Here is an 18,279-nt window from a genome sequence, read left to right as displayed (position 1 = left end):
GCTGCCGGTCCTCAGTGCCTGCGCGCCCGTCGGGTGAACAGCCAGGTGCCCCACACGTACGATCCCGCGATGATGAGGATGCACCATCCGAGTGCCCACCAGGGCTCCGTGCCGAGTTCGGTTCCCATCAGCAGTCCGCGGATGGTCTCGATGATCGGCGTGATCGGCTGGTTCTCGGCGATCCACTGCAGCCACTCCGGCATCGTGTCCGTCGGCACGAAGGCGCTCGACAGGTAGGGAACGAACAACAGGGCGAAGCCGTAGCCGCTGGCGGCCTCGACGTTGCCCGCCGCCAGTCCGATCGCCGCGTACAGCCAGGTGATCGCGAGGATGAACAGGGCGATGACGCCGACGGCGGCCACCCATTCGATCACGTTCGCGGTCGGCCTGAACCCGAGAGCCAGGGCGACGCCGATGACGACGGCCGTGGCGAGCAGATTGCGCGCGAGACTGGCAACGACGTGTCCCGTCAGCACACTGATGGCCCGCAGCGGCATGGCCCGGAAGCGGTCGATGATGCCGTTCGTCATGTCGTTGGCCACGTCGACGGCCGTCGACGAGGCGCCGAAGCCAGCGCACAGCAGGATGATGCCGGGCACGACGTAGTCCACGTAGCCACCGTCGGGTTCGATCGCGTTGCCGAAGACGAAGGTGAAGAGCAGCATCAGCATCGTCGGGAGCACGATCGCCATGATCAGCGCGTCGATGTTGCGCATGGTGTGGCGCAGGCTCCGCGCGATCATCGTCGTCGTCGTGACGGATGCCGTCGGCCGACGCGCGGCTCGGACCGGGGACGGCGCAGCGGTCCGGTGGGGGTTCTGGGTCAGGGTCGCGCTGGTCATGCTGCCAGCTCCTCTCGCTCGGTCGTTGCTTCATCGCCGTGGCTCGACGCGGTCCGGTGTCCGGTCAGCGCGAGGAAGACGTCGTCCAGGCTGGGCTTGCGGACGCTCACCCGCAGCCCGGCCCTTCCGGGATCTGCGGCGATCAGGTCCATGGCCTCCTGCAGTCCGGCCACAGAGCCGTCGGTGGGGATCTCGCGCAGCAGAGCGTCGTCGGCGGACCGCAGCTCCACCACCTCTCCCCCGATGCGGGCCTTGAGCTCGGCCGGCGTCCCCTCGGCGACGATCCTGCCGCCGTCGAGCACGGCGATCCTGTCGGCGAGGGCATCGGCCTCCTCGAGGTACTGCGTCGTGAGCAGGATCGTGGTGCCGTGAGCCGCCAGCTCGCGGATGGTGCGCCAGAGCGCCTGGCGGCTGCGGGTGTCGAGCCCTGTCGTCGGCTCGTCGAGGAACACCACCGGCGGTTCGGCGACGAGGCCGAGGGCCAGGTCGAGTCTGCGGCGCATGCCGCCCGAGTAGCTGCCGACCCGCTTGCCGGCGGCATCCGTCAGCTCGAATCGCTCGAGCAGTTCGCTCGCACGGTCCCGAGCGCCGGCGGAGGTGAAGCCGGAGAGCCTGGCGAGCATGCGCAGGTTCTCCTCTCCGGTGAGCACCTGGTCGACGGCCGCGTACTGGCCCGTGAGGCTGATGGCCTCGCGGACGCCCTCCGGATCCGCGGCGAGGTCGATCCCGGCCACCATGGCGGTGCCCGAGTCGGCGCCGGTCAGCGTCGCGAGGATGGTGATGAGGGTGGTCTTGCCGGCGCCGTTGGGCCCGAGCAGGGCGAAGATGCTCCCCGTCTCGATGCTCAGGTCGACCCCGTCGAGCACTGTCGCGTCGCCGTAGATCTTGCGCAGGCCACGCACCTGGATGGCTGGTGCAGTCACTGTCCACAACCTTTCTGTGTATCGGATAGAACGTCGTGTACGACTTACGTTTGTGTGTATGTCACATACGCTGGTTTAATAGATACACAGTTCTAGGATGAGTGTCAACCCTCGAGTCGAAAGGCGGCGCACCGTGGCCGATGTCGAAGAAGCGCTCCCCCGGGGGATCGCGCTGACCTGGGGCGTGGCCGAGAACCCGCAGCGCGGTCCCAAGCGCGAACTGTCGATCGAGCGCATCGTCGAGACCGCCATCGAGATCGCGGATGCCGAAGGGCTCGGTGCCGTCTCCATGAGCCGGGTCGCGACCTCGCTCGGGTTCACCACGATGTCGCTGTACCGCTACGTGACGAGCAAGGACGACCTGCTGGTGCTCATGGAGGACACGGCGTCGGAGATGCCGATCCCGGCCGAGACCGACACACTGCCCTGGCGCGACGGCGTGCGGCGCTGGGTGCTGGCGGTGCGCGGCGTCTACCGCGATCATCCGTGGATCGCCAAGGTCCCGATCAACGGCGCCCCGATGACCCCGAACTCCCTGCTCGCCGCGGACTGGCTGCTGCGGGAGCTGCGTCCCCTCCCGTTGGACGATGCCGAGAAGATGTCGAGCCTCCTGCTGCTCACCAGCTACGTCAGGGCGACAGCGGCCCTCGAGGGCGACCTCGTCGCGGCCACGGCTGCGGGCCTGACCGAGACCGACGGGATGCAGGCCGCCCTCGCGGCCCTGGTCACACCGGAGCGCTTCCCCGACCTCAGCCGCATCGTCGCCGACGGCGGGTACACGGGGGCGCCGGTGCCCGGCGTCGCAGACGACTTCACCTTCGGCCTGGAGCGCATCCTCGACGGCATCGAGTTCCACGTCGGGAACATCGATGACGCGGCGGGCGCGGACAGCGCAGCAGGTGCGCAGCCGTCGCCGGCATCCGACGCGCTCGAGATCCCGCGCGACAAGGCCGTGCGCGAGGCCGCGAAGGCGCGCCGCGAGATCGAGGCGAAGCTGCGCGAGGCGAAGAAGCGCGAGCGCGACGAGATCAAGCGGGCCAGGGAGCGCGCCGCCAGGCTCTAGGCGGGGGTGCCGGGGTGCGGCATCCGTCCGCCCTCCGCATCGGGCCGAATTCCTGCCGGCCCCGGAGACGACGATGGAGAGCAGACCGATCTGCTCTCCACTTTCAGGATATACGGGCCAGGGGGCCTTGCCGCAAGGGCCCCTCCGCGGCGCATACTGGTCGACCGAACGCGAGCCCACCCGAACCTGGAGCGACCCTGAGCATCACCACCCGGAGGGTCTTCGACCTTCCCGACCACCTCTCCCCCAAGTCGGATCCGGCGCTGGTCGCCGCCGACGAGAAGCACTTCGCCGCCATCGCGAGCACGCTCGAGCAGTCGATCGCCGAGCTCTCGGCCCGGCTCGACGAGACCCGCAGGCGGCCGGGCGGCAGCGGCGAGGGCGCTCTGGAACGCGACCTGGAGATCCATCGGATCAGCGCACGGCTGCGCACGCTGCAGCGCTTCGGGCTGGACCTGTGCCTCGGCCACATCGTCGGCTCCCAGCATCCGGAGCCCGTCTACATCGGTCGACTCGGACTGACGGATGCCACGGGCCGGCGCCTGCTCGTCGACTGGAGGTCACCGGCGGCCGAGCCGTTCTTCGGCGCCACGCATGGTGACCCGATGGGGCTGGCGAGCCGGCGCCGCTACCGGTGGACCCGCGGCAGGATCAGCGACTACTGGGACGAGGTCTTCACGACGGACGGGCTCAGTGGCCGTGCTGCGCTCGACGACCAGTCGGCGTTCATAGCGAGCCTCGGCAGCAGCAGGTCGCCACGGATGCGCGACGTTCTGAGCACCATCCAGGCCGATCAGGACGCCATCATCCGAGCCGGCTCCCACGGCGCGCTGGTCGTCGACGGTGGCCCGGGCACCGGCAAGACCGTCGTCGCCCTGCACCGCGCCGCCTACCTGCTGTACTCGGACCCGCGGTTGGCCCGCCACCACGGCGGCGTGCTCGTCGTCGGGCCGAGCACGCCCTACCTGGACTACGTCGCCGACATCCTGCCCGGGCTCGGCGAGGACGGCGTCGAGACCTGCACCCTGCGCAGCCTGGTGCCGGAAGGGGCGACGGCGACGATCGAGACCGATGCGGAGGTGGTGCGGCTCAAGTCGTCGGCGAGGCTCGTGGGATCGATCGACGCTGCCGTGGCGCACTACGAACGGTCTCCGGCGCGGGCCATGGTCGTCGAGACGCCCTGGGCCGACATCGTCCTCACGCCGGAGGACTGGGCCGAGGCCTTCGCGGCGCCGGAGGCCGGCAGCACGCACAACGACTCCCGCGACGTGGTCTGGGAGGAACTGCTCGCCATCCTGACCGCCGGTCATGACGACGACGACGTCGCACCCCACCTCGTACGCCGCGCCCTCGAGCAGAACAGCGGGTTGCGCGCAGCGTTCAACAGGGCCTGGCCGTTGCTCGACCCTGTCGGCGTCGTCGGCGACCTGTGGTCGGTCCGGGCGTACCTGCGCGCGTGCGCACCATGGCTCTCCGCGGACGAGGTGCGGGCCTTGCAGCGGGTGGAGGCCCGCGCGTGGACGGCATCCGACCTCCCGTTCCTCGACGCGGCGAGGCAGCGCATCGGGGATCCGGATGCATCACGGAGGGAGCACCGGCGCGCCATCGCCCTCGAGGCCGAGCGCGAGTATCGCGACAGGGTCATCGACGACCTGATCGCCGCCGACGACTCCGAGTTGAAGCTCATGATGATGCTGCGCGAGCAGGACGCCCAGAACAGCCTGGTCGACGAATCGGTGCTGCCCGGCACGGATGCCGACCTGCTCGCCGGTCCGTTCGCCCACATCGTCGTCGACGAGGCGCAGGAGCTGACCGACGCCGACTGGCAGATGCTGCTGGCCCGGTGCCCCTCGCGCAGCTTCACCATCGTCGGCGACAGGGCCCAGGCCAGGCACGGGTTCACGCAGTCCTGGCAGCAGCGGCTCGAGCGCATCGGCCTCGATCGGATCGAGCTGGCCTCCCTCAGCATCAACTACCGCACCCCGGAGGAGGTCATGGCCGAAGCCGAGCCCGTCATCCGGGCTGTGATCGCCGACGCCAACGTGCCCACCTCGGTGCGGAGCTCCGGCATCCCGGTGGTGCACGCTGACGTGGCCGAGTTGCAGGCCACCCTCGACGCCTGGCTCGCCGAGCACAACGACGGCACCGCGTGCGTGATCTCACGCGTCGTCGACGGAGCGCGCTTCCGCCCGGCTCCCCGCATCCGTTCGCTGACCCCGGAACTGGCGAAGGGACTCGAGTTCGACCTCGTCGTGCTCGTGGACCCCGCGAGGTTCGGGGCGGGCATCGAGGGGGCGGTCGACCGGTACGTGGCGATGACGCGGGCGACGCAACGCCTCGTCATCGTGACGAGCGACGCGGAGCGGAACGGCGCAGGTGCCGGCTGACGGGAACTACGCCCGCGGGATGAGGTGGGAATCGCCCCGCAGCGGCCGGAGCCTGTCGGCGACGGGGAAAGGGGCCTCGTAGTAGACGCCGGGAACCGTGACGTCGCCCCAGTCCTCCTTCTTCACCCGTACCCGCTCCGTCGACACCTCGACGATGCGCACGCGCAGCCAGCGGCCGCCACCGTCGTCGCGGGTGGCTGCGACGTCGAGCCCGGTGGGAGCGACCCCTGTATCGGTGCCGGCGTCGGCGTCGGCGGCGTCGTCGGCGTCGGCATCGGCATCGACGGCGGCGTCGGCGTCGGCGTCGAGCAGCAGCTCGAACGGCTCGGCCAGGTAGCCCAGTCCTGTCGCCTCGAGGGTCTCCTCGGCCGAGAGCCAGTCGACGGCATCCGTCATCGACCGGCCGAGCAGGTCGATGACGACGAAGCCGTCGCCCTCCGGGCGCATCCAGCCGAGAAGCTCGGCGTCGCCGCGTCGGTGCTCGATCCAGTCGGAGGGTGCAGGCATGGATCGACAGTAGCAACGGCCAGAGGCCACGGCACGGCGACGGGATGCGGCGACGGGAGGCGCTCGGACGGCTAGCGCAACGCCGTCGTCGCGCGGTCGCGGAAGGTGAGGTCGCGATGGTGCGCGATGGAGCGCCAGCCGTCGGCGCGCAGGATGTCGGCGATGGCGGCCGACTGGTGCTCGGCGTGCTCGATCACCAGCACTCCGCCGGCACGGAGCAGGCGGCGCGCCGTCAGCGACAGCGCCGGGATGACGGACAGGCCGTCGTCTCCACCGTAGAGCGCCTCGTCGGGGTCGTGCAGCGCCACCTCGGGGTCGACAGGGCGCAGGCTCTCGGGGACGTAGGGCGGGTTCGAGGCCACGACGCTCGCCATGCCGTCGAGCTCGGGGAGCGCGTCGGCCAGGTCGCCGGCCACGAGAGTGGTGTTCCCGCCGCCGAAGGCACTGATGTTGCGCTCGGCCCAGACTCGAGCCTCGGCCGAACGCTCGACGGCGTAGACCCGGGCGTTCGGCACCTCGGTGGCCATGGCGAGGGCTATGGCGCCGCTCCCGGTTCCGAGGTCGACGGCGATCGGCTCCGGAGCCGCGTCGGCGCGCAGGGCGTCGATGGCCAGCTGCGCGACCATCTCGGTCTCGGGGCGTGGGATGAAGACGCCGGGTCCGACGTGCAGTTCGAGCGCTCGGAACGGCGCGAGCCCGGTGATGTGCTGCAACGGTTCCCGGGTGGCCCGCCGAGCTGTGAGCGAGCGGATGCCGTCGGCATCCGTCGCCCCGACCGTGCCCCCGATGACGAGGCGGGCCTGGAGACCGCCGCGGCTGAGTCCGAGCACATGGCCGGCCAACAGCTGGGCATCGATCTCTGGTGAGGCGACACCGGCGGCGGCGAGCACGGCCGTCGATTCGTCGAGCAGCTCCGCCAGCGGAAGCCCCTCGTCGCTTTTCGTCATATTCACGTACAGGAATGTAACGCACTCGCCTGAGCGCGACCGGCGGTCGTAGTCTGAACGAAGCCGCGCTTCGTTCGCGTCATCCGTGCCGCCAGTGAAAGGTCACCCAATGTCGCAGATCTACTCGAGCATCACCGATGTCGTCGGACGCACCCCGCTGGTGCGCCTCAACCGCGTGACCGAGGGCGCCGGCGCCACGGTCCTGGCCAAGCTCGAGTTCTACAACCCGTCCGCCAGCGTGAAGGACCGGCTCGGGGTCGCCATCGTCGATGCCGCAGAGGCGTCGGGTGAGCTCGCGGCCGGCGGCACCATCGTGGAGGGCACCAGCGGCAACACCGGCATCGCCCTCGCGATGGTCGGTGCAGCGCGCGGGTACCGCGTGATCCTCACGATGCCCGAGACCATGAGCAAGGAGCGCCGCGCACTGCTGCGCGCCTACGGTGCCGAACTGGTGCTGACGCCGGGCTCCGAGGGCATGCGCGGAGCCGTGGTGAAGGCGGAGCAGATCGCTGCGGAGACGCCCGGCGCCGTGCTGGCGCGTCAGTTCGCGAACGAGGCGAACCCCGAGATCCACCGCCGTACCACCGCCGTCGAGATCTGGGACGACACCGACGGCGAGGTCGACATCTTCGTCTCCGGCATCGGCACCGGCGGCACCATCACCGGCACCGGCCAGGTGCTCAAGGAGCGCAAGCCCTCGGTGCAGATCGTCGGCGTCGAGCCCGAGGAGTCGGCGATCCTGAACGGCGGAGCCCCCGGCCCGCACAAGATCCAGGGCATCGGGGCGAACTTCGTGCCCGAGATCCTCGATCGCGACGTCTACGACGAGATCATCGACGTGAACATCGCGCAGTCCGTCGAGGTGGCACGTCGCCTCGCCGTCGAGGAGGGCATCCTCGCCGGAATCAGCTCGGGAGCGACGGTGTACGCCGCCCTCGAACTGGCGAAGCGCCCCGAGAACGCCGGCAAGACCATCGTCGTGATCGTCGCCAGCTACGGGGAGCGCTACCTGTCGACAGTTCTCTTCGAGGGCCTCGTCGACTGAGCTGGCCGCGATCGGACATCCTTCGACGGCCGTAGGCTGGGGTCATGGGATTCTTCGCCGCGCTTCGTGAGGATGTCGCGACGGCTCGCTCGCACGACCCGGCAGCGCGCAGCAGCATCGAGGTGTTCCTCGCCTACTCCGGGTTGCACGCCGTGTGGGGCTACAGACTGGCCCACATCATCTGGGTGGCCGGCTTCCGCCTCCCCGCCCGCCTGCTGTCGCAGTTCCTGCGGTTCCTGACCGGGGTCGAGATCCACCCGGCCGCCACCATCGGGCGTCGCCTGTTCATCGACCACGGCATGGGCGTCGTCATCGGAGCCACGGCTGTGCTCGGCGACGATGTGATGCTGTACCACGGGGTGACGCTGGGCGGGAAGAGCCGACACCACCGCCGAGACGAGAAGCGGCATCCGACCCTCGAGGACGGCGTGACGGTCGGCGCCGGGGCCAAGGTGCTCGGCGACATCACCCTCGGGGCGTGGTCGACCGTCGGCGCCAACGCCGTCGTGACGAAGGACGCTCCGCCGAACTCGCTCCTCATGGGCATCCCTGCGACGATCAGACCCGCGGACCCCGACGCGACGGAGTCGGCCCGCGGCGTGGTCTACGACGTCTGAACCTCCCCCGGCGCCTCAGCCCCGGTCGGCTACCACCATGTGAAGGCATCGCCTGCCGCTGACCTGCGCCATTCCGCGCGATCACGCCGCGGTGCCTTCACAACGCGGGCGAGGTGCCTTCACACGGTGGCGGGGTCAGGCCTGGTCGCCGATATCGGCGAGCCTGGCCTCCTCGTCGGCCTGGATGGCCGACTCGATGATGGGCTCGAGGGCCCCGTTCATGACCGAGTCGAGGTTGTAGGCCTTGTAGCCCGTGCGGTGATCGGCGATGCGGTTCTCGGGGAAGTTGTAGGTGCGGATGCGCTCTGAGCGGTCCATCGTGCGGATCTGGGTCTTGCGGGCGGCGCTGTCGAGCTCGGCCTGCTCCTCCTGACGGCGCGCGAGGATCCGGGCGCGCAGCACGCGCATGCCGGCCTCGCGGTTCTGCAACTGGCTCTTCTCGTTCTGCATCGCCACGACGATGCCCGTCGGGAGGTGCGTGATGCGCACGGCGGAGTCGGTCGTGTTGACCGACTGGCCACCGGGGCCGCTCGACCTGTAGACGTCGATCTTCAGGTCGTTCTGGTTGATGTCGACCTCTTCCGGGGCGTCCACCTCGGGGAAGACGAGCACGCCCGTGGTCGAGGTGTGGATGCGGCCCTGCGACTCGGTCGCCGGAACGCGCTGCACCCTGTGCACGCCGCCCTCGTACTTGAGGTGGGCCCAGACACCCTGCGACGGGTCCGTGGCGTTCGACTTGATGGCGACCTGCACGTCCTTGTAGCCGCCGAGGTCGCTCTCGGTGCGCTCGAGGAGCTCGGTCTTCCAGCCCTTCGACTCGGCGTAGTGCATGTACATCCGCAGCAGGTCGGCGGCGAACAGGGCGCTCTCGGCCCCGCCCTCGCCACCCTTGATCTCCATGATCACGTCGCGGCCGTCGTCGGGGTCGCGCGGGATCAGCAGGCGGCGCAGCTTCTCCTGGTTCGTCGCGAGCTCCTCCTCGAGCGCCGGGATCTCCTCGGCGAAGGCCTCGTCCTCGCGGGCGAGCTCACGGGCGGCGGCGAGGTCCTCGCCGGCCTGGATCCACGCCGTGTTGGCCGCAGCGATCTTGGAGAGCTCGGCGTAGCGACGGTTGACCTTCTTGGCACGGGCCGCGTCGGCGTGCAGGGCCGGGTCGGCCAGCTGCTCCTGCAGGTCCGCGTGCTCGTCGAGCAGCACCTTCACCGATTCGAACATCTCGGAACTCCTGTACGTCTGTAGCGCGAGTGGCAGAGGTCGGGGGAAAGCCGAAGGTCCTGCGCGTCGGCCACTCTCGTTCCGATGCGCAGGACCTTCTGAAGAGCTAGTGGTCGCCCGCGTGCCCGTTGGTGCCGTTCGGCATGGTCTTGCCGACCTGCATGAGGAACTCGACGTTGGACTGGGTCTCCTTGAGGCGACCCAGAACGGCTTCTAGGGCCTGCTGCTGGTCGAGACCGGCGAGGGCGCGACGCAGCTTCCAGGTGATCTTGACCTCGTCGGCGCTCATGAGCATCTCCTCGCGGCGGGTGCCGGAGGCGTTCACGTCGACGGCCGGGAAGATGCGCTTGTCGGCGAGCTGGCGCGAGAGGCGCAGCTCCGAGTTGCCGGTGCCCTTGAACTCCTCGAAGATGACCTCGTCCATCTTGGAACCGGTCTCGATGAGTGCCGTCGCGAGGATCGTGAGCGATCCACCGTTCTCGATGTTGCGGGCGGCTCCGAAGAAGCGCTTCGGCGGGTACAGCGCCGAGGCATCGACACCACCGGAGAGGATGCGGCCTGACGCCGGAGCGGCCAGGTTGTAGGCGCGTCCGAGGCGGGTGATCGAGTCGAGCAGCACGACGACGTCGTGGCCCAGCTCGACGAGGCGCTTGGCACGCTCGATGGCGAGCTCGGCGACGGTGGTGTGGTCCTCGGCCGGACGGTCGAAGGTGGAGGCGATGACCTCGCCCTTCACCGTGCGCTGCATGTCGGTGACCTCTTCGGGCCGCTCGTCGACGAGCACGACCATGAGGTGGACCTCGGGGTTGTTGATGGCGATCGCGTTGGCGATCTGCTGCAGCACGATGGTCTTACCGGCCTTCGGCGGAGCGACGATCAGGCCACGCTGGCCCTTGCCGATCGGCGACACCAGGTCGATGATGCGCTGCGTGAGCTTGGTGGGCTCGGTCTCGAGGCGCAGGCGCTCCTGCGGGTAGAGCGGCGTGAGCTTCTGGAAGTCGACGCGCGCCGCCGCCTCGTCGACGGACTGGCCGTTGATCGAGTCGACCTTGACGATGGCGTTGTACTTCTGGCGGCCGTTGCCGTCGCCCTCGTGCGGCTGGCGGATGGCGCCGACGACGGCGTCTCCCTTGCGCAGGTTGTACTTCTTGACCTGGCCGAGCGAGACGTAGACGTCGCTCGGGCCCGGCAGGTAGCCGCTGGTGCGCACGAAGGCGTAGTTGTCGAGGACGTCGAGGATTCCGGCGACGGGGATGAGCACGTCGTCGTCGTTCAGCTCCGGCTCGAACTCGTCGCCGGCGGCACCGCCGCGACGCTTGCGGTCGCGGTAGCGGCTGCGGCCGGAGCGGGCGTCGCCCTCGACGGCCTGGCGCTGGTTGTCGCGCTGGTTGTTCTGGCCGTTGCCGTTCTGACGCTCGTCGGCATCCTTCTGGCCCTGCTCGGCGGGCTGGTTGCCCTGCTTCTGCTGGTTCTGGCCGTTCTGGTTGCCGCCACGGTCGTTGCCGTTCTGGGCGTTGTTCTGGTTGTTGTTCTGGGCGTTCTCGCCACGGCCGCCACGGTTGCGGTTGCGGTTGCGGCCCTGACGCTCGCCCTGCGGCTTCTCGTCGGTCGACTCGGCGCCGTCGGTGGACTCGGCCGTCGGAGCCTCAGCGCCCTCGGCGGTCTCGGCGGCCTGCGGGGCGACCTTGACCTGCTTGCGGCGCTGGCCGCGCTGGCCGTCGCCGTCCTGGGCGTTCTCGGGGTTGTTGTTGCGGGCGGCCACGGCGTCGAGCGCCGGAACGAGGCTGTCGAGGCCGGTTCCGCCTGCAGTGTTCACGTGGGCACCGGCGGCGGTCGAAGCCGTGGTGGCACGGCGCGAGCCACGACCGCGGGTCACGGCGGGGGCACCGGTCACGGTCAGCGCCGCGGCCTGGGCCGGAGCCTCGGCGTCGGAGGCCGATGCGTCGGAAGCCGGAGCCTCGGCAACGGGTGCCTCGGCAACAGGGGCCTCGGTCGGAGCTGCAGCGGCATCCGTCGCCGTCGACGGGGCCTCCTGCTGCGGTGCGGCGGTCTCGGCGACAGCAGGAGCTGCGCCGTCGCCGGCGGGCTGGGCGTCGACGATGGCGTCGACGAGCTCGCCCTTGCGGAGCTTGGAGGCACCGGGGATGCTGAGCTGGGTCGCGAGAGCCTGGAGCTCGGCGACGCGCAGCGTGTTCAGCTGGGTGCGGGTTGCCACGGTCTGGGTGGCGTTGACATCAGTCACGAGGGGTCTGGTCCTTTCGCCTGGCGGGAATCCGTCCAGGGGAGCTGGTCACCGAGCTGCGTGTCGCGATTTCGACATGGAAACGCGACAGGCGGGTGGCGCGATGAGAGCAAATGAATTGCGGGGAATTGCACCGGTCCAATCGGTTCGCTTTGCTGTGCGGAACCTGACGGGTACGGGCTCAGTCTAACACTGTGCCGGCGGATGCCCTGACACGCGAACGCGGGTCATCAGCGGATGCTCAGGCCGGCGCCTGCATCGAGCCCGTGAAGTCGACGGCCAGGTGCAGGGCCTGCCACGGCGTCTCCGAGACCGAGGCGACGAGGTCGGCCGCACCCAGACGCTGCCCGGGATCGCTCGCGAGGACGAGGATCGACGGACCGGCTCCGGACACGACGGCGGGATAGCCGGCGGCGCGGAGCGCGACGATGAGGGCATTGGTCTCCGGCATCGCGGCGGCCCGGTAGTTCTGGTGCAGCTTGTCCTCCGTCGCCGCGAGCAGCAGTTCGGGGCTCTGGATGAGGGCAGCCACGAGCAGGGCCGAGCGCGAGACGTTGAAGACCGCGTCCTCGTGCGGAACCGACTCCGGCTGGAGGCTGCGCGCGAGCGCCGTCGACATCACGTGCTCGGGAACGAAGACCACGGGCGAGACCCCGCGGTGAACCATGAGCTTCTTGTGCTGCGGGCCCTCGGGCATGGTCCACGCGATGGTCAGGCCGCCGAAGAGGGCGGGCGCGACGTTGTCGGGGTGGCCCTCCAACTCGGTCGCGAGGGCCAGGGCATCGTTGTCGGAGATCTCGACGAGACCCTCGAGGATGCCCTTGGCCGCCATCACTCCCGAGACTATGGCCGCACCGGACGAGCCGAGTCCGCGGCCGTGCGGGATGGAGTTGCGCGCCTCGAGGCGCAGGCCCGGACGCTCGTAGCCGTAGTGGGCCAGCACGTGGGCGATGGAGCGCACCACGAGGTGCGACTCGTCTGTCGGCACCTCGCCGGCTCCGACGCCCTCGACGTGGATCTCGACTCCGGCATCGGGCAGGATCTCGACGACGAGTACGTCGTAGAGGGCGAGCGCGAGGCCGAGGGTGTCGAAGCCCGGACCGAGGTTCGCGCTGGTGGCCGGCACCTGGACCGAGACGCGCCGACCGGCGAGGCTCTCGGGGAGGGAATTCAGGCTCACTGCGGCGGTCATGCCTTCGCCAGGCCGAGCACGTCGGCGATCTCGGCGGTGTCGACGGCGACGCTCTCGGGCTGGATGTCCGAGCCGTCGGAGGTGCGCAGCGCCCACTGCGGGTCCTTCAGGCCGTGGCCCGTGACAGTGAGCACGACAGTGGCGCCCTTGCCGATGACGCCGGCCTCAGCCTGCTCGAGGAGTCCGGCGACGCTGATGGCCGATGCCGGCTCGACGAAGATGCCGACCTCGGCGGAGAGGATGCGCTGGGCCTCGAGGATGCGGGCATCGTCGATGGCGCCGAAGAAGCCGTCACTGTTCTCGCGCGCTGCGATGGCGAGCTCCCACGATGCCGGGTTGCCGATGCGGATGGCGCTGGCGATGGTGTCGGGGTCCTTCACCACGTGGCCGAGCACGATGGGGGCGCTGCCCGCGGCCTGGAAGCCGAACATGCGCGGCATCCTGGTGGTGGCCCCGCGCTGCAGCTCCTCGCTGTAGCCGCGGTGGTACGCGGTGTAGTTCCCGGCGTTGCCGACGGGCACGATGTGGAAGTCCGGCGCGTCGCGCAGCACTTCGACGACCTCGAAGGCCGCGGTCTTCTGGCCCTCGATGCGGTCGTTGTTCACCGAGTTGACGAGGTGCACCGGGTAGTTGTCCGCGAGCTCGCGGGCGATCTCGAGGCAGTCGTCGAAGTTGCCGCGCACCTGCAGCAGGCGGCCGTTGTGGGCGATGGCCTGGCTGAGCTTGCCCATCGCGATCTTGCCCTCGGGCACCAGCACGGCGGCCGTGATGCCGGCGTGGGCGGCGTACGCCGCTGCCGAGGCTGACGTGTTGCCCGTCGAGGCGCAGATGATCGCCTTGGCGCCGGCCTCGACGCCCTTCGTGACGGCCATGGTCATGCCGCGGTCCTTGAAGGAGCCCGTGGGGTTCATGCCCTCGAACTTGACCCAGACGTTCGCGCCGGTGCGCGCTGAGAGCGCCGGAGCCGGCAGGAGCGGCGTTCCGCCCTCTCCCAGCGTGACGATGGGAGTGGCGTCGGTCACGTCGAGACGGTCGGCGTACTCGCGGATGACACCGCGCCACTGGCGGGACTCGCGGATCTGCGGGGTGGTGCTCATGAGGGGTTACGCTCCTTCAACTCGGAGGACGGATGCGACGCGGGCGACGACGCGGTTGGCGGCCAGGTCCGCGACGGTCGCGGCGAGCGCGGCCTCCCGGGCTCCGTGGGTGCCGATGACGAGGATGGCGGTGGACTCCCCGCCGGAGGATGCCGTGGCGACGGACTGTTCGACGGTCTCGACCGAGACGCCGTGCTCGGCGAAGATGCCGGCGATGGCTGCGAGTACTCCGGGCTCGTCGATGACGTCGAGGGTGACGGCGTAGCGGGTCGTGGCCTTGCCGATCTCGAGCACAGGCAGGCCGGCGTGCTTCGACTCGGTGAGCCCGGGGCCGCCGAGGACGTGACGGCGGGCGAGCGAGACGAGGTCGCCGAGGACGGCGGAGGAGGTCTCCACTCCCCCGGCGCCAGCACCGTAGAACATGAGGGCGCCGGCCGCCTCGGCCTCGACGAACACGGCGTTGTTCGCACCGTGCACGGCAGCGAGGGGGTGGCTGCGCGGCACCATGGCCGGGTACACCCGCACCGAGACGCCCTCGGCTCCGGTGTCGGGGTCGATCAGGCGCTCGCAGATCGCGAGGAGCTTCACGACGTGGCCCGAGTGCGCGGCTGAGGCGATCTGCGCCGCCGTGACGGCGGTGATGCCCTCCCGGTGCACGTCATCGACCGATACCTCGGTGTGGAAGGCGAGGCTGGCGAGGATGGCGGCCTTCTGAGCGGCGTCGTAGCCGTCGACGTCGGCACTCGGGTTCGCCTCGGCCAGGCCGAGCTCCTGGGCCGTGGCGAGGGCGTCCTCGAGGCTGTCGCCCTGCAGGTCCATGCGGTCGAGGATGTAGTTGGTCGTGCCGTTGACGATGCCGAGGATGCGGTTGACGCGGTCTCCAGCAAGGCTCTCGCGCAGGGGCCGGATGATCGGGATGGCCCCGCCGACGGCTGCTTCGTAGTAGAGCTGCGCGCCGACCTGCTCGGCGGCGGCGAACAACTCAGGGCCGTGCGTCGCGATCAGCGCCTTGTTGCCGGTCACGACGTCGGCTCCGGAGTTCAGGGCCTGCAGAATGTAGCTGCGGGCGGGCTCGATGCCGCCCATGAGCTCGATCACGACGTCGGCGCCGAGGATGAGCCTCTCGGCGTCTGTCGTCAGCAACTCGCGGGGCAGGTCGACGCTGCGCTTCGCGTCGACATCGCGGACGGCGATGCCGATGAGGTCGAGGCCGGCACCGATGCGGTGCGCCAGCTCCTCGCGATCCTCGAGGAGCGAGCGTGCGACCTGGGCTCCGACGGATCCTCCGCCGAGCAGGGCGACGCGCAGTGAACGGTAGGCGATCATCGGGCTCCCTCGAGTGCGTCCGTCCCGGCCGTCGTCGGCAGCGGGATGCCGGCGTCGCGCGAGAGGAGATCGGCCTCGGTCTCACCGCGCACGATGATGCGCGCGGCGCCGTCGCGCACGGCGACGACGGACGGGCGACCGAGATAGTTGTAGTTGCTGGCCAGCGACCAGCAGTAGGCACCCGTCGCGGCGACGGCGAGCAGGTCGCCGGGTCGCACGTCGCCGGGCAGGTAGTCGGCGTCGACGACGATGTCGCCAGACTCGCAGTGCTTGCCGGCCACACGCACGAGGGCTGGGGCGGCATCCGTCACCCGGCTCGCGATCCGTGCCGAGTAGTCGGCGCCGTAGAGCGCGGGCCTGGCGTTGTCGCTCATGCCGCCGTCGACGCTCACGTAGGTGCGCACGCCGCCGTCGACCTCGACGGGCTTGACCGTTCCGACCTCGTAGAGGGTGATGCCGGCGGAGCCGACGATGTAGCGGCCGGGCTCGATGGCGATGCGGGGAACGGGGATGCCGCGGCTCGAGCAGGCGGCGCCGACGGCCTCGGCCATGCCGGCGGCGATCCGCTCGATGGGCGTGGGCTCGTCGGCGGAGGTGTACGCGATGCCGAAGCCGCCGCCGAGGTTGAGCTCGGGCACGTCGCCGCCGGTGAGGAGTTCCGCGTGAACGGCGATGAGCCTGGCCGCGGATTCGGCGAATCCGCCGGCGTCGAAGATCTGCGAGCCGATGTGGCAGTGCAGGCCGAGGAAGCGCAGTCCGCCACGATCGCGGATGGCCGCGACGAGCTCGGGGGCGTCGTCCAGCGGCACGCCGAACTTCTGGTCCTCGTGAGCGGTGGCGAGGAACTCGTGGGTGTGCGCGTGCACCCCGCTGTTGACGCGGAGCCTCACGGCCTGCACGCGACCGGTTCTGGCTGCGGCATCCGCCACCCGGTCGATCTCGACCCTGCTGTCGATGACGATGGTGCCGACGCCGACGGAGACGGCGCGCTCGATCTCAGCGATGGACTTGTTGTTGCCGTGGAACCCGAGGCGTGCCGGATCGATGCCGGCGGCGAGGGCGACGGCGAGCTCGCCTCCCGAGCAGACGTCGATGTTGAGCCCGGCGTCGGCGACCCAGCGGGCGACCTCGGTCGAGAGGAAGGCCTTGCCCGCGTAGTAGACGGCGACGGATGCCCCGATCCCGGCGAAGGCGGTGCCGAAGGCGTCGAGCACTCTGACGGCGCGGGCGCGCACCTGCGCCTCGTCGGTGACGTAGAGCGGGGTGCCGAACCGTGCGGCGAGCTCCACGGCGTCGACGCCGGCGATGACGAGGCGTCCGTCGTCGTCGCGGGCGGCCGAGTCGGGCCAGACGCCGTCGGCCAGCGCGTTCGCGTCTACGGGGACATCGAGCCACGCAGGGGCGGAGGGACGGGTGGCCACTAAAGGATCCTCGCAGTGGGGATGAAAGACGGATGACACTGCGCGGCGAGCGAACCCGGATTGGTCCCTGAAGCCGTGACGGCAGTCGCCCGATCGTCAGGGCGGAATACCTGAGGAGTCTATCGAGTCGCCTTCCCGGCCTACGAATCGATGACGGCCGTCTGCCGCAATCGTTACGGCGGGACATCCTGCAGCGCATGCGCGACGACACCCGCGGCATCCGCCCACAGCCATGTCCGACCCCAGTTCGGGGCGAGACGCCCGAAATGCGGCGAACGCTCAGCCGGCACCGCGCTAGGGTCGTGCGACGCCGTGCACCCGGACCGGCGCAGTCAGCCCTGGAGCGCGCAGCATGCAGACCCCGAAGTTCCTCGCCACCCTCGCCGTCGCCGCAGTACTCACGGTGCTGCCGTTGCAGGCAGCTCAGGCGAGCGCGCCCGCGTCGGTGCCCGCCGTCGCAGCGAAGTCCTACAAGAACTGCACCGAGCTGAACAAGGTCTACAAGCACGGAGTCGGCAAGCCCGGCGCGAAGGACAAGGTGACGGGGACGAGCAAGCCCGTCACGACCTTCACGAAGAGCGCGGCCGTCTACGCCAAGAACACGAAGTCGGACCGCGACAAGGACGGCATCGCCTGCGAGAAGCGCTGACCGCGATCACTGCGCGCGGATCGAGCCTCTAGGAGCAGGTTCCCGTCTGGGCAAGGTCGGCGATGACCAGGTCCTTCGCCGCGAATCCGACGGTGACCGAGTCCGATGAGACCGCCGCGCCGGTGAGGGTCACCCCGGCCGGAATCTGGTCGGCGATGCAGAACGAGACGGTGTTGTCGGCCAGGACCGTGTCGATCAGCCCCGAGATGTCGATCGAGGTGGAACCGGCGGCGAGCTCCCCGGACTGCGGGGTGAAGACGAGGGAGTCCTCGGTGGTCGACGGCACCGCCGTCAGGGTGAAGCTCAGCGGAATGCCGATGAAGGTCTGCGACGCCGTGTAGCTGACGGTTCCATCGCCGAGGGTGATGTCGGCATCCGTGCCGTTCTTCGCCAGCAGCGCGTCGAGCCCGGCCTGGTCGAAGGCCACGGCGCCGCTCACGGTCTGGACGGGCTTGCTCAGGTCGGTCGGGACGCCGTTGGCCTGGATCGAGACGTTGAGGGGTGCGCCGTCGAGGGCGATGTCGTCGGCGTCGACCTGCACGGACTCGAACGTTCCACTGAGGTACTGCGCGATGACACTGGCGCCGCCGATGGTGACGTCGATGTCGTCGGCATCCACGTCGGCGCCGTCCTGCGCGTTCAGCTTCTCGGCGAACTTCTGCGCGACGAGGCGTTCGCCGGTGTCGCGGGCGACGGCGTCGGCGATGAAGAAGGCGCCGAAGAGCGCACCGATCACCACCACGAGCACGACGGCCAGCACGATGGGCCAGCGTTTCCTGGTCTTCGGTGCATCGACAGTCGTCATG

At 69.9% G+C, this 18,279-nt stretch carries 16 protein-coding genes; 5 read left to right on the top strand and 11 right to left on the bottom strand.

Annotated features, from left to right (window positions below; all coding sequences use genetic code 11):
• Positions 1-11: 11 nt before the first annotated feature.
• Both ASF30_RS06605 and ASF30_RS06600 read right to left on the bottom strand, forming a co-directional pair.
• Positions 12-842, bottom strand: a complete 831-nt coding sequence (locus tag ASF30_RS06605) for an ABC transporter permease (protein ID WP_055903613.1) — start codon at positions 840-842, stop codon at positions 12-14.
• Positions 839-1,765: an ATP-binding cassette domain-containing protein gene (locus ASF30_RS06600; protein WP_055903608.1), complete on the bottom strand. Its 927-nt coding sequence runs from the start codon at positions 1,763-1,765 to the stop codon at positions 839-841. The genes ASF30_RS06605 and ASF30_RS06600 overlap by 4 nt, the downstream gene beginning before the upstream one ends.
• Positions 1,766-1,898: 133 nt before the next feature.
• On the opposite strand from ASF30_RS06600, the gene ASF30_RS06595 reads away from it, so the two are divergent.
• Together ASF30_RS06595 and helR are read left to right on the top strand one after the other, a co-directional pair.
• Positions 1,899-2,828 (top strand): TetR/AcrR family transcriptional regulator, encoded by a 930-nt coding sequence (locus ASF30_RS06595; RefSeq protein ID WP_235480291.1) that lies wholly within the window; start codon positions 1,899-1,901, stop codon positions 2,826-2,828.
• Between the two features lie 197 nt (positions 2,829-3,025).
• A complete protein-coding gene (gene helR, locus ASF30_RS06590; RefSeq protein WP_055904741.1) occupies positions 3,026-5,215 on the top strand; it encodes an RNA polymerase recycling motor ATPase HelR in 2,190 nt (729 codons plus the stop codon).
• Positions 5,216-5,221: 6 nt separating this feature from the next.
• Here the strand turns inward: helR and ASF30_RS23120 are convergent, their stop codons facing one another.
• Positions 5,222-5,722 (bottom strand): hypothetical protein, encoded by a 501-nt coding sequence (locus ASF30_RS23120; protein WP_055903603.1) that lies wholly within the window; start codon positions 5,720-5,722, stop codon positions 5,222-5,224.
• A 71-nt stretch (positions 5,723-5,793) separates the two neighbouring features.
• On the bottom strand, positions 5,794-6,669 hold the full coding sequence (prmC, locus tag ASF30_RS06580; protein WP_055903600.1) for a peptide chain release factor N(5)-glutamine methyltransferase: 876 nt from the start codon (positions 6,667-6,669) through the stop codon (positions 5,794-5,796).
• Positions 6,670-6,778: 109 nt separating this feature from the next.
• Between prmC and cysK the strand changes: the two genes are divergently transcribed.
• Both cysK and epsC read left to right on the top strand, forming a co-directional pair.
• On the top strand, positions 6,779-7,714 hold the full coding sequence (cysK, locus tag ASF30_RS06575) for a cysteine synthase A (RefSeq protein WP_055903597.1): 936 nt from the start codon (positions 6,779-6,781) through the stop codon (positions 7,712-7,714).
• Between the two features lie 44 nt (positions 7,715-7,758).
• On the top strand, positions 7,759-8,331 hold the full coding sequence (epsC, locus tag ASF30_RS06570) for a serine O-acetyltransferase EpsC (RefSeq protein ID WP_055903594.1): 573 nt from the start codon (positions 7,759-7,761) through the stop codon (positions 8,329-8,331).
• 135 nt (positions 8,332-8,466) lie between these two features.
• Here epsC and prfA read toward each other — a convergent pair whose 3' ends face one another.
• The 6 genes from prfA to lysA form a co-directional block, all read right to left on the bottom strand.
• On the bottom strand, positions 8,467-9,546 hold the full coding sequence (prfA, locus tag ASF30_RS06565) for a peptide chain release factor 1 (protein ID WP_055903591.1): 1,080 nt from the start codon (positions 9,544-9,546) through the stop codon (positions 8,467-8,469).
• Positions 9,547-9,652: 106 nt separating this feature from the next.
• On the bottom strand, positions 9,653-11,788 hold the full coding sequence (gene rho / locus ASF30_RS06560; RefSeq protein ID WP_055903588.1) for a transcription termination factor Rho: 2,136 nt from the start codon (positions 11,786-11,788) through the stop codon (positions 9,653-9,655).
• A gap of 241 nt (positions 11,789-12,029) precedes the next feature.
• Positions 12,030-12,980 (bottom strand): homoserine kinase, encoded by a 951-nt coding sequence (gene thrB / locus ASF30_RS06555; protein ID WP_055903586.1) that lies wholly within the window; start codon positions 12,978-12,980, stop codon positions 12,030-12,032.
• Positions 12,977-14,077 (bottom strand): threonine synthase, encoded by a 1,101-nt coding sequence (gene thrC / locus ASF30_RS06550; RefSeq protein ID WP_055903583.1) that lies wholly within the window; start codon positions 14,075-14,077, stop codon positions 12,977-12,979. The genes thrB and thrC overlap by 4 nt, the downstream gene beginning before the upstream one ends.
• A 6-nt stretch (positions 14,078-14,083) precedes the next feature.
• Positions 14,084-15,403, bottom strand: a complete 1,320-nt coding sequence (locus tag ASF30_RS06545) for a homoserine dehydrogenase (RefSeq protein WP_055903580.1) — start codon at positions 15,401-15,403, stop codon at positions 14,084-14,086.
• A complete protein-coding gene (lysA, locus tag ASF30_RS06540) occupies positions 15,400-16,824 on the bottom strand; it encodes a diaminopimelate decarboxylase (RefSeq protein WP_055903577.1) in 1,425 nt (474 codons plus the stop codon). Before lysA ends, ASF30_RS06545 begins: the two co-directional genes overlap by 4 nt.
• 352 nt (positions 16,825-17,176) lie before the next feature.
• On the opposite strand from lysA, the gene ASF30_RS06535 reads away from it, so the two are divergent.
• On the top strand, positions 17,177-17,473 hold the full coding sequence (locus ASF30_RS06535) for an excalibur calcium-binding domain-containing protein (RefSeq protein ID WP_055903574.1): 297 nt from the start codon (positions 17,177-17,179) through the stop codon (positions 17,471-17,473).
• Positions 17,474-17,501: 28 nt separating this feature from the next.
• Here the strand turns inward: ASF30_RS06535 and ASF30_RS06530 are convergent, their stop codons facing one another.
• On the bottom strand, positions 17,502-18,278 hold the full coding sequence (locus tag ASF30_RS06530; RefSeq protein ID WP_055903571.1) for an LmeA family phospholipid-binding protein: 777 nt from the start codon (positions 18,276-18,278) through the stop codon (positions 17,502-17,504).
• Between the last annotated feature and the right edge of the window lies 1 nt (position 18,279).

The organism is Leifsonia sp. Leaf264, from assembly GCF_001422325.1.
Taxonomy (GTDB): domain Bacteria; phylum Actinomycetota; class Actinomycetes; order Actinomycetales; family Microbacteriaceae; genus Orlajensenia.
Note: the sequence above shows the minus strand (reverse complement) of the source record. Positions and strands in the feature narration are given on the sequence as shown.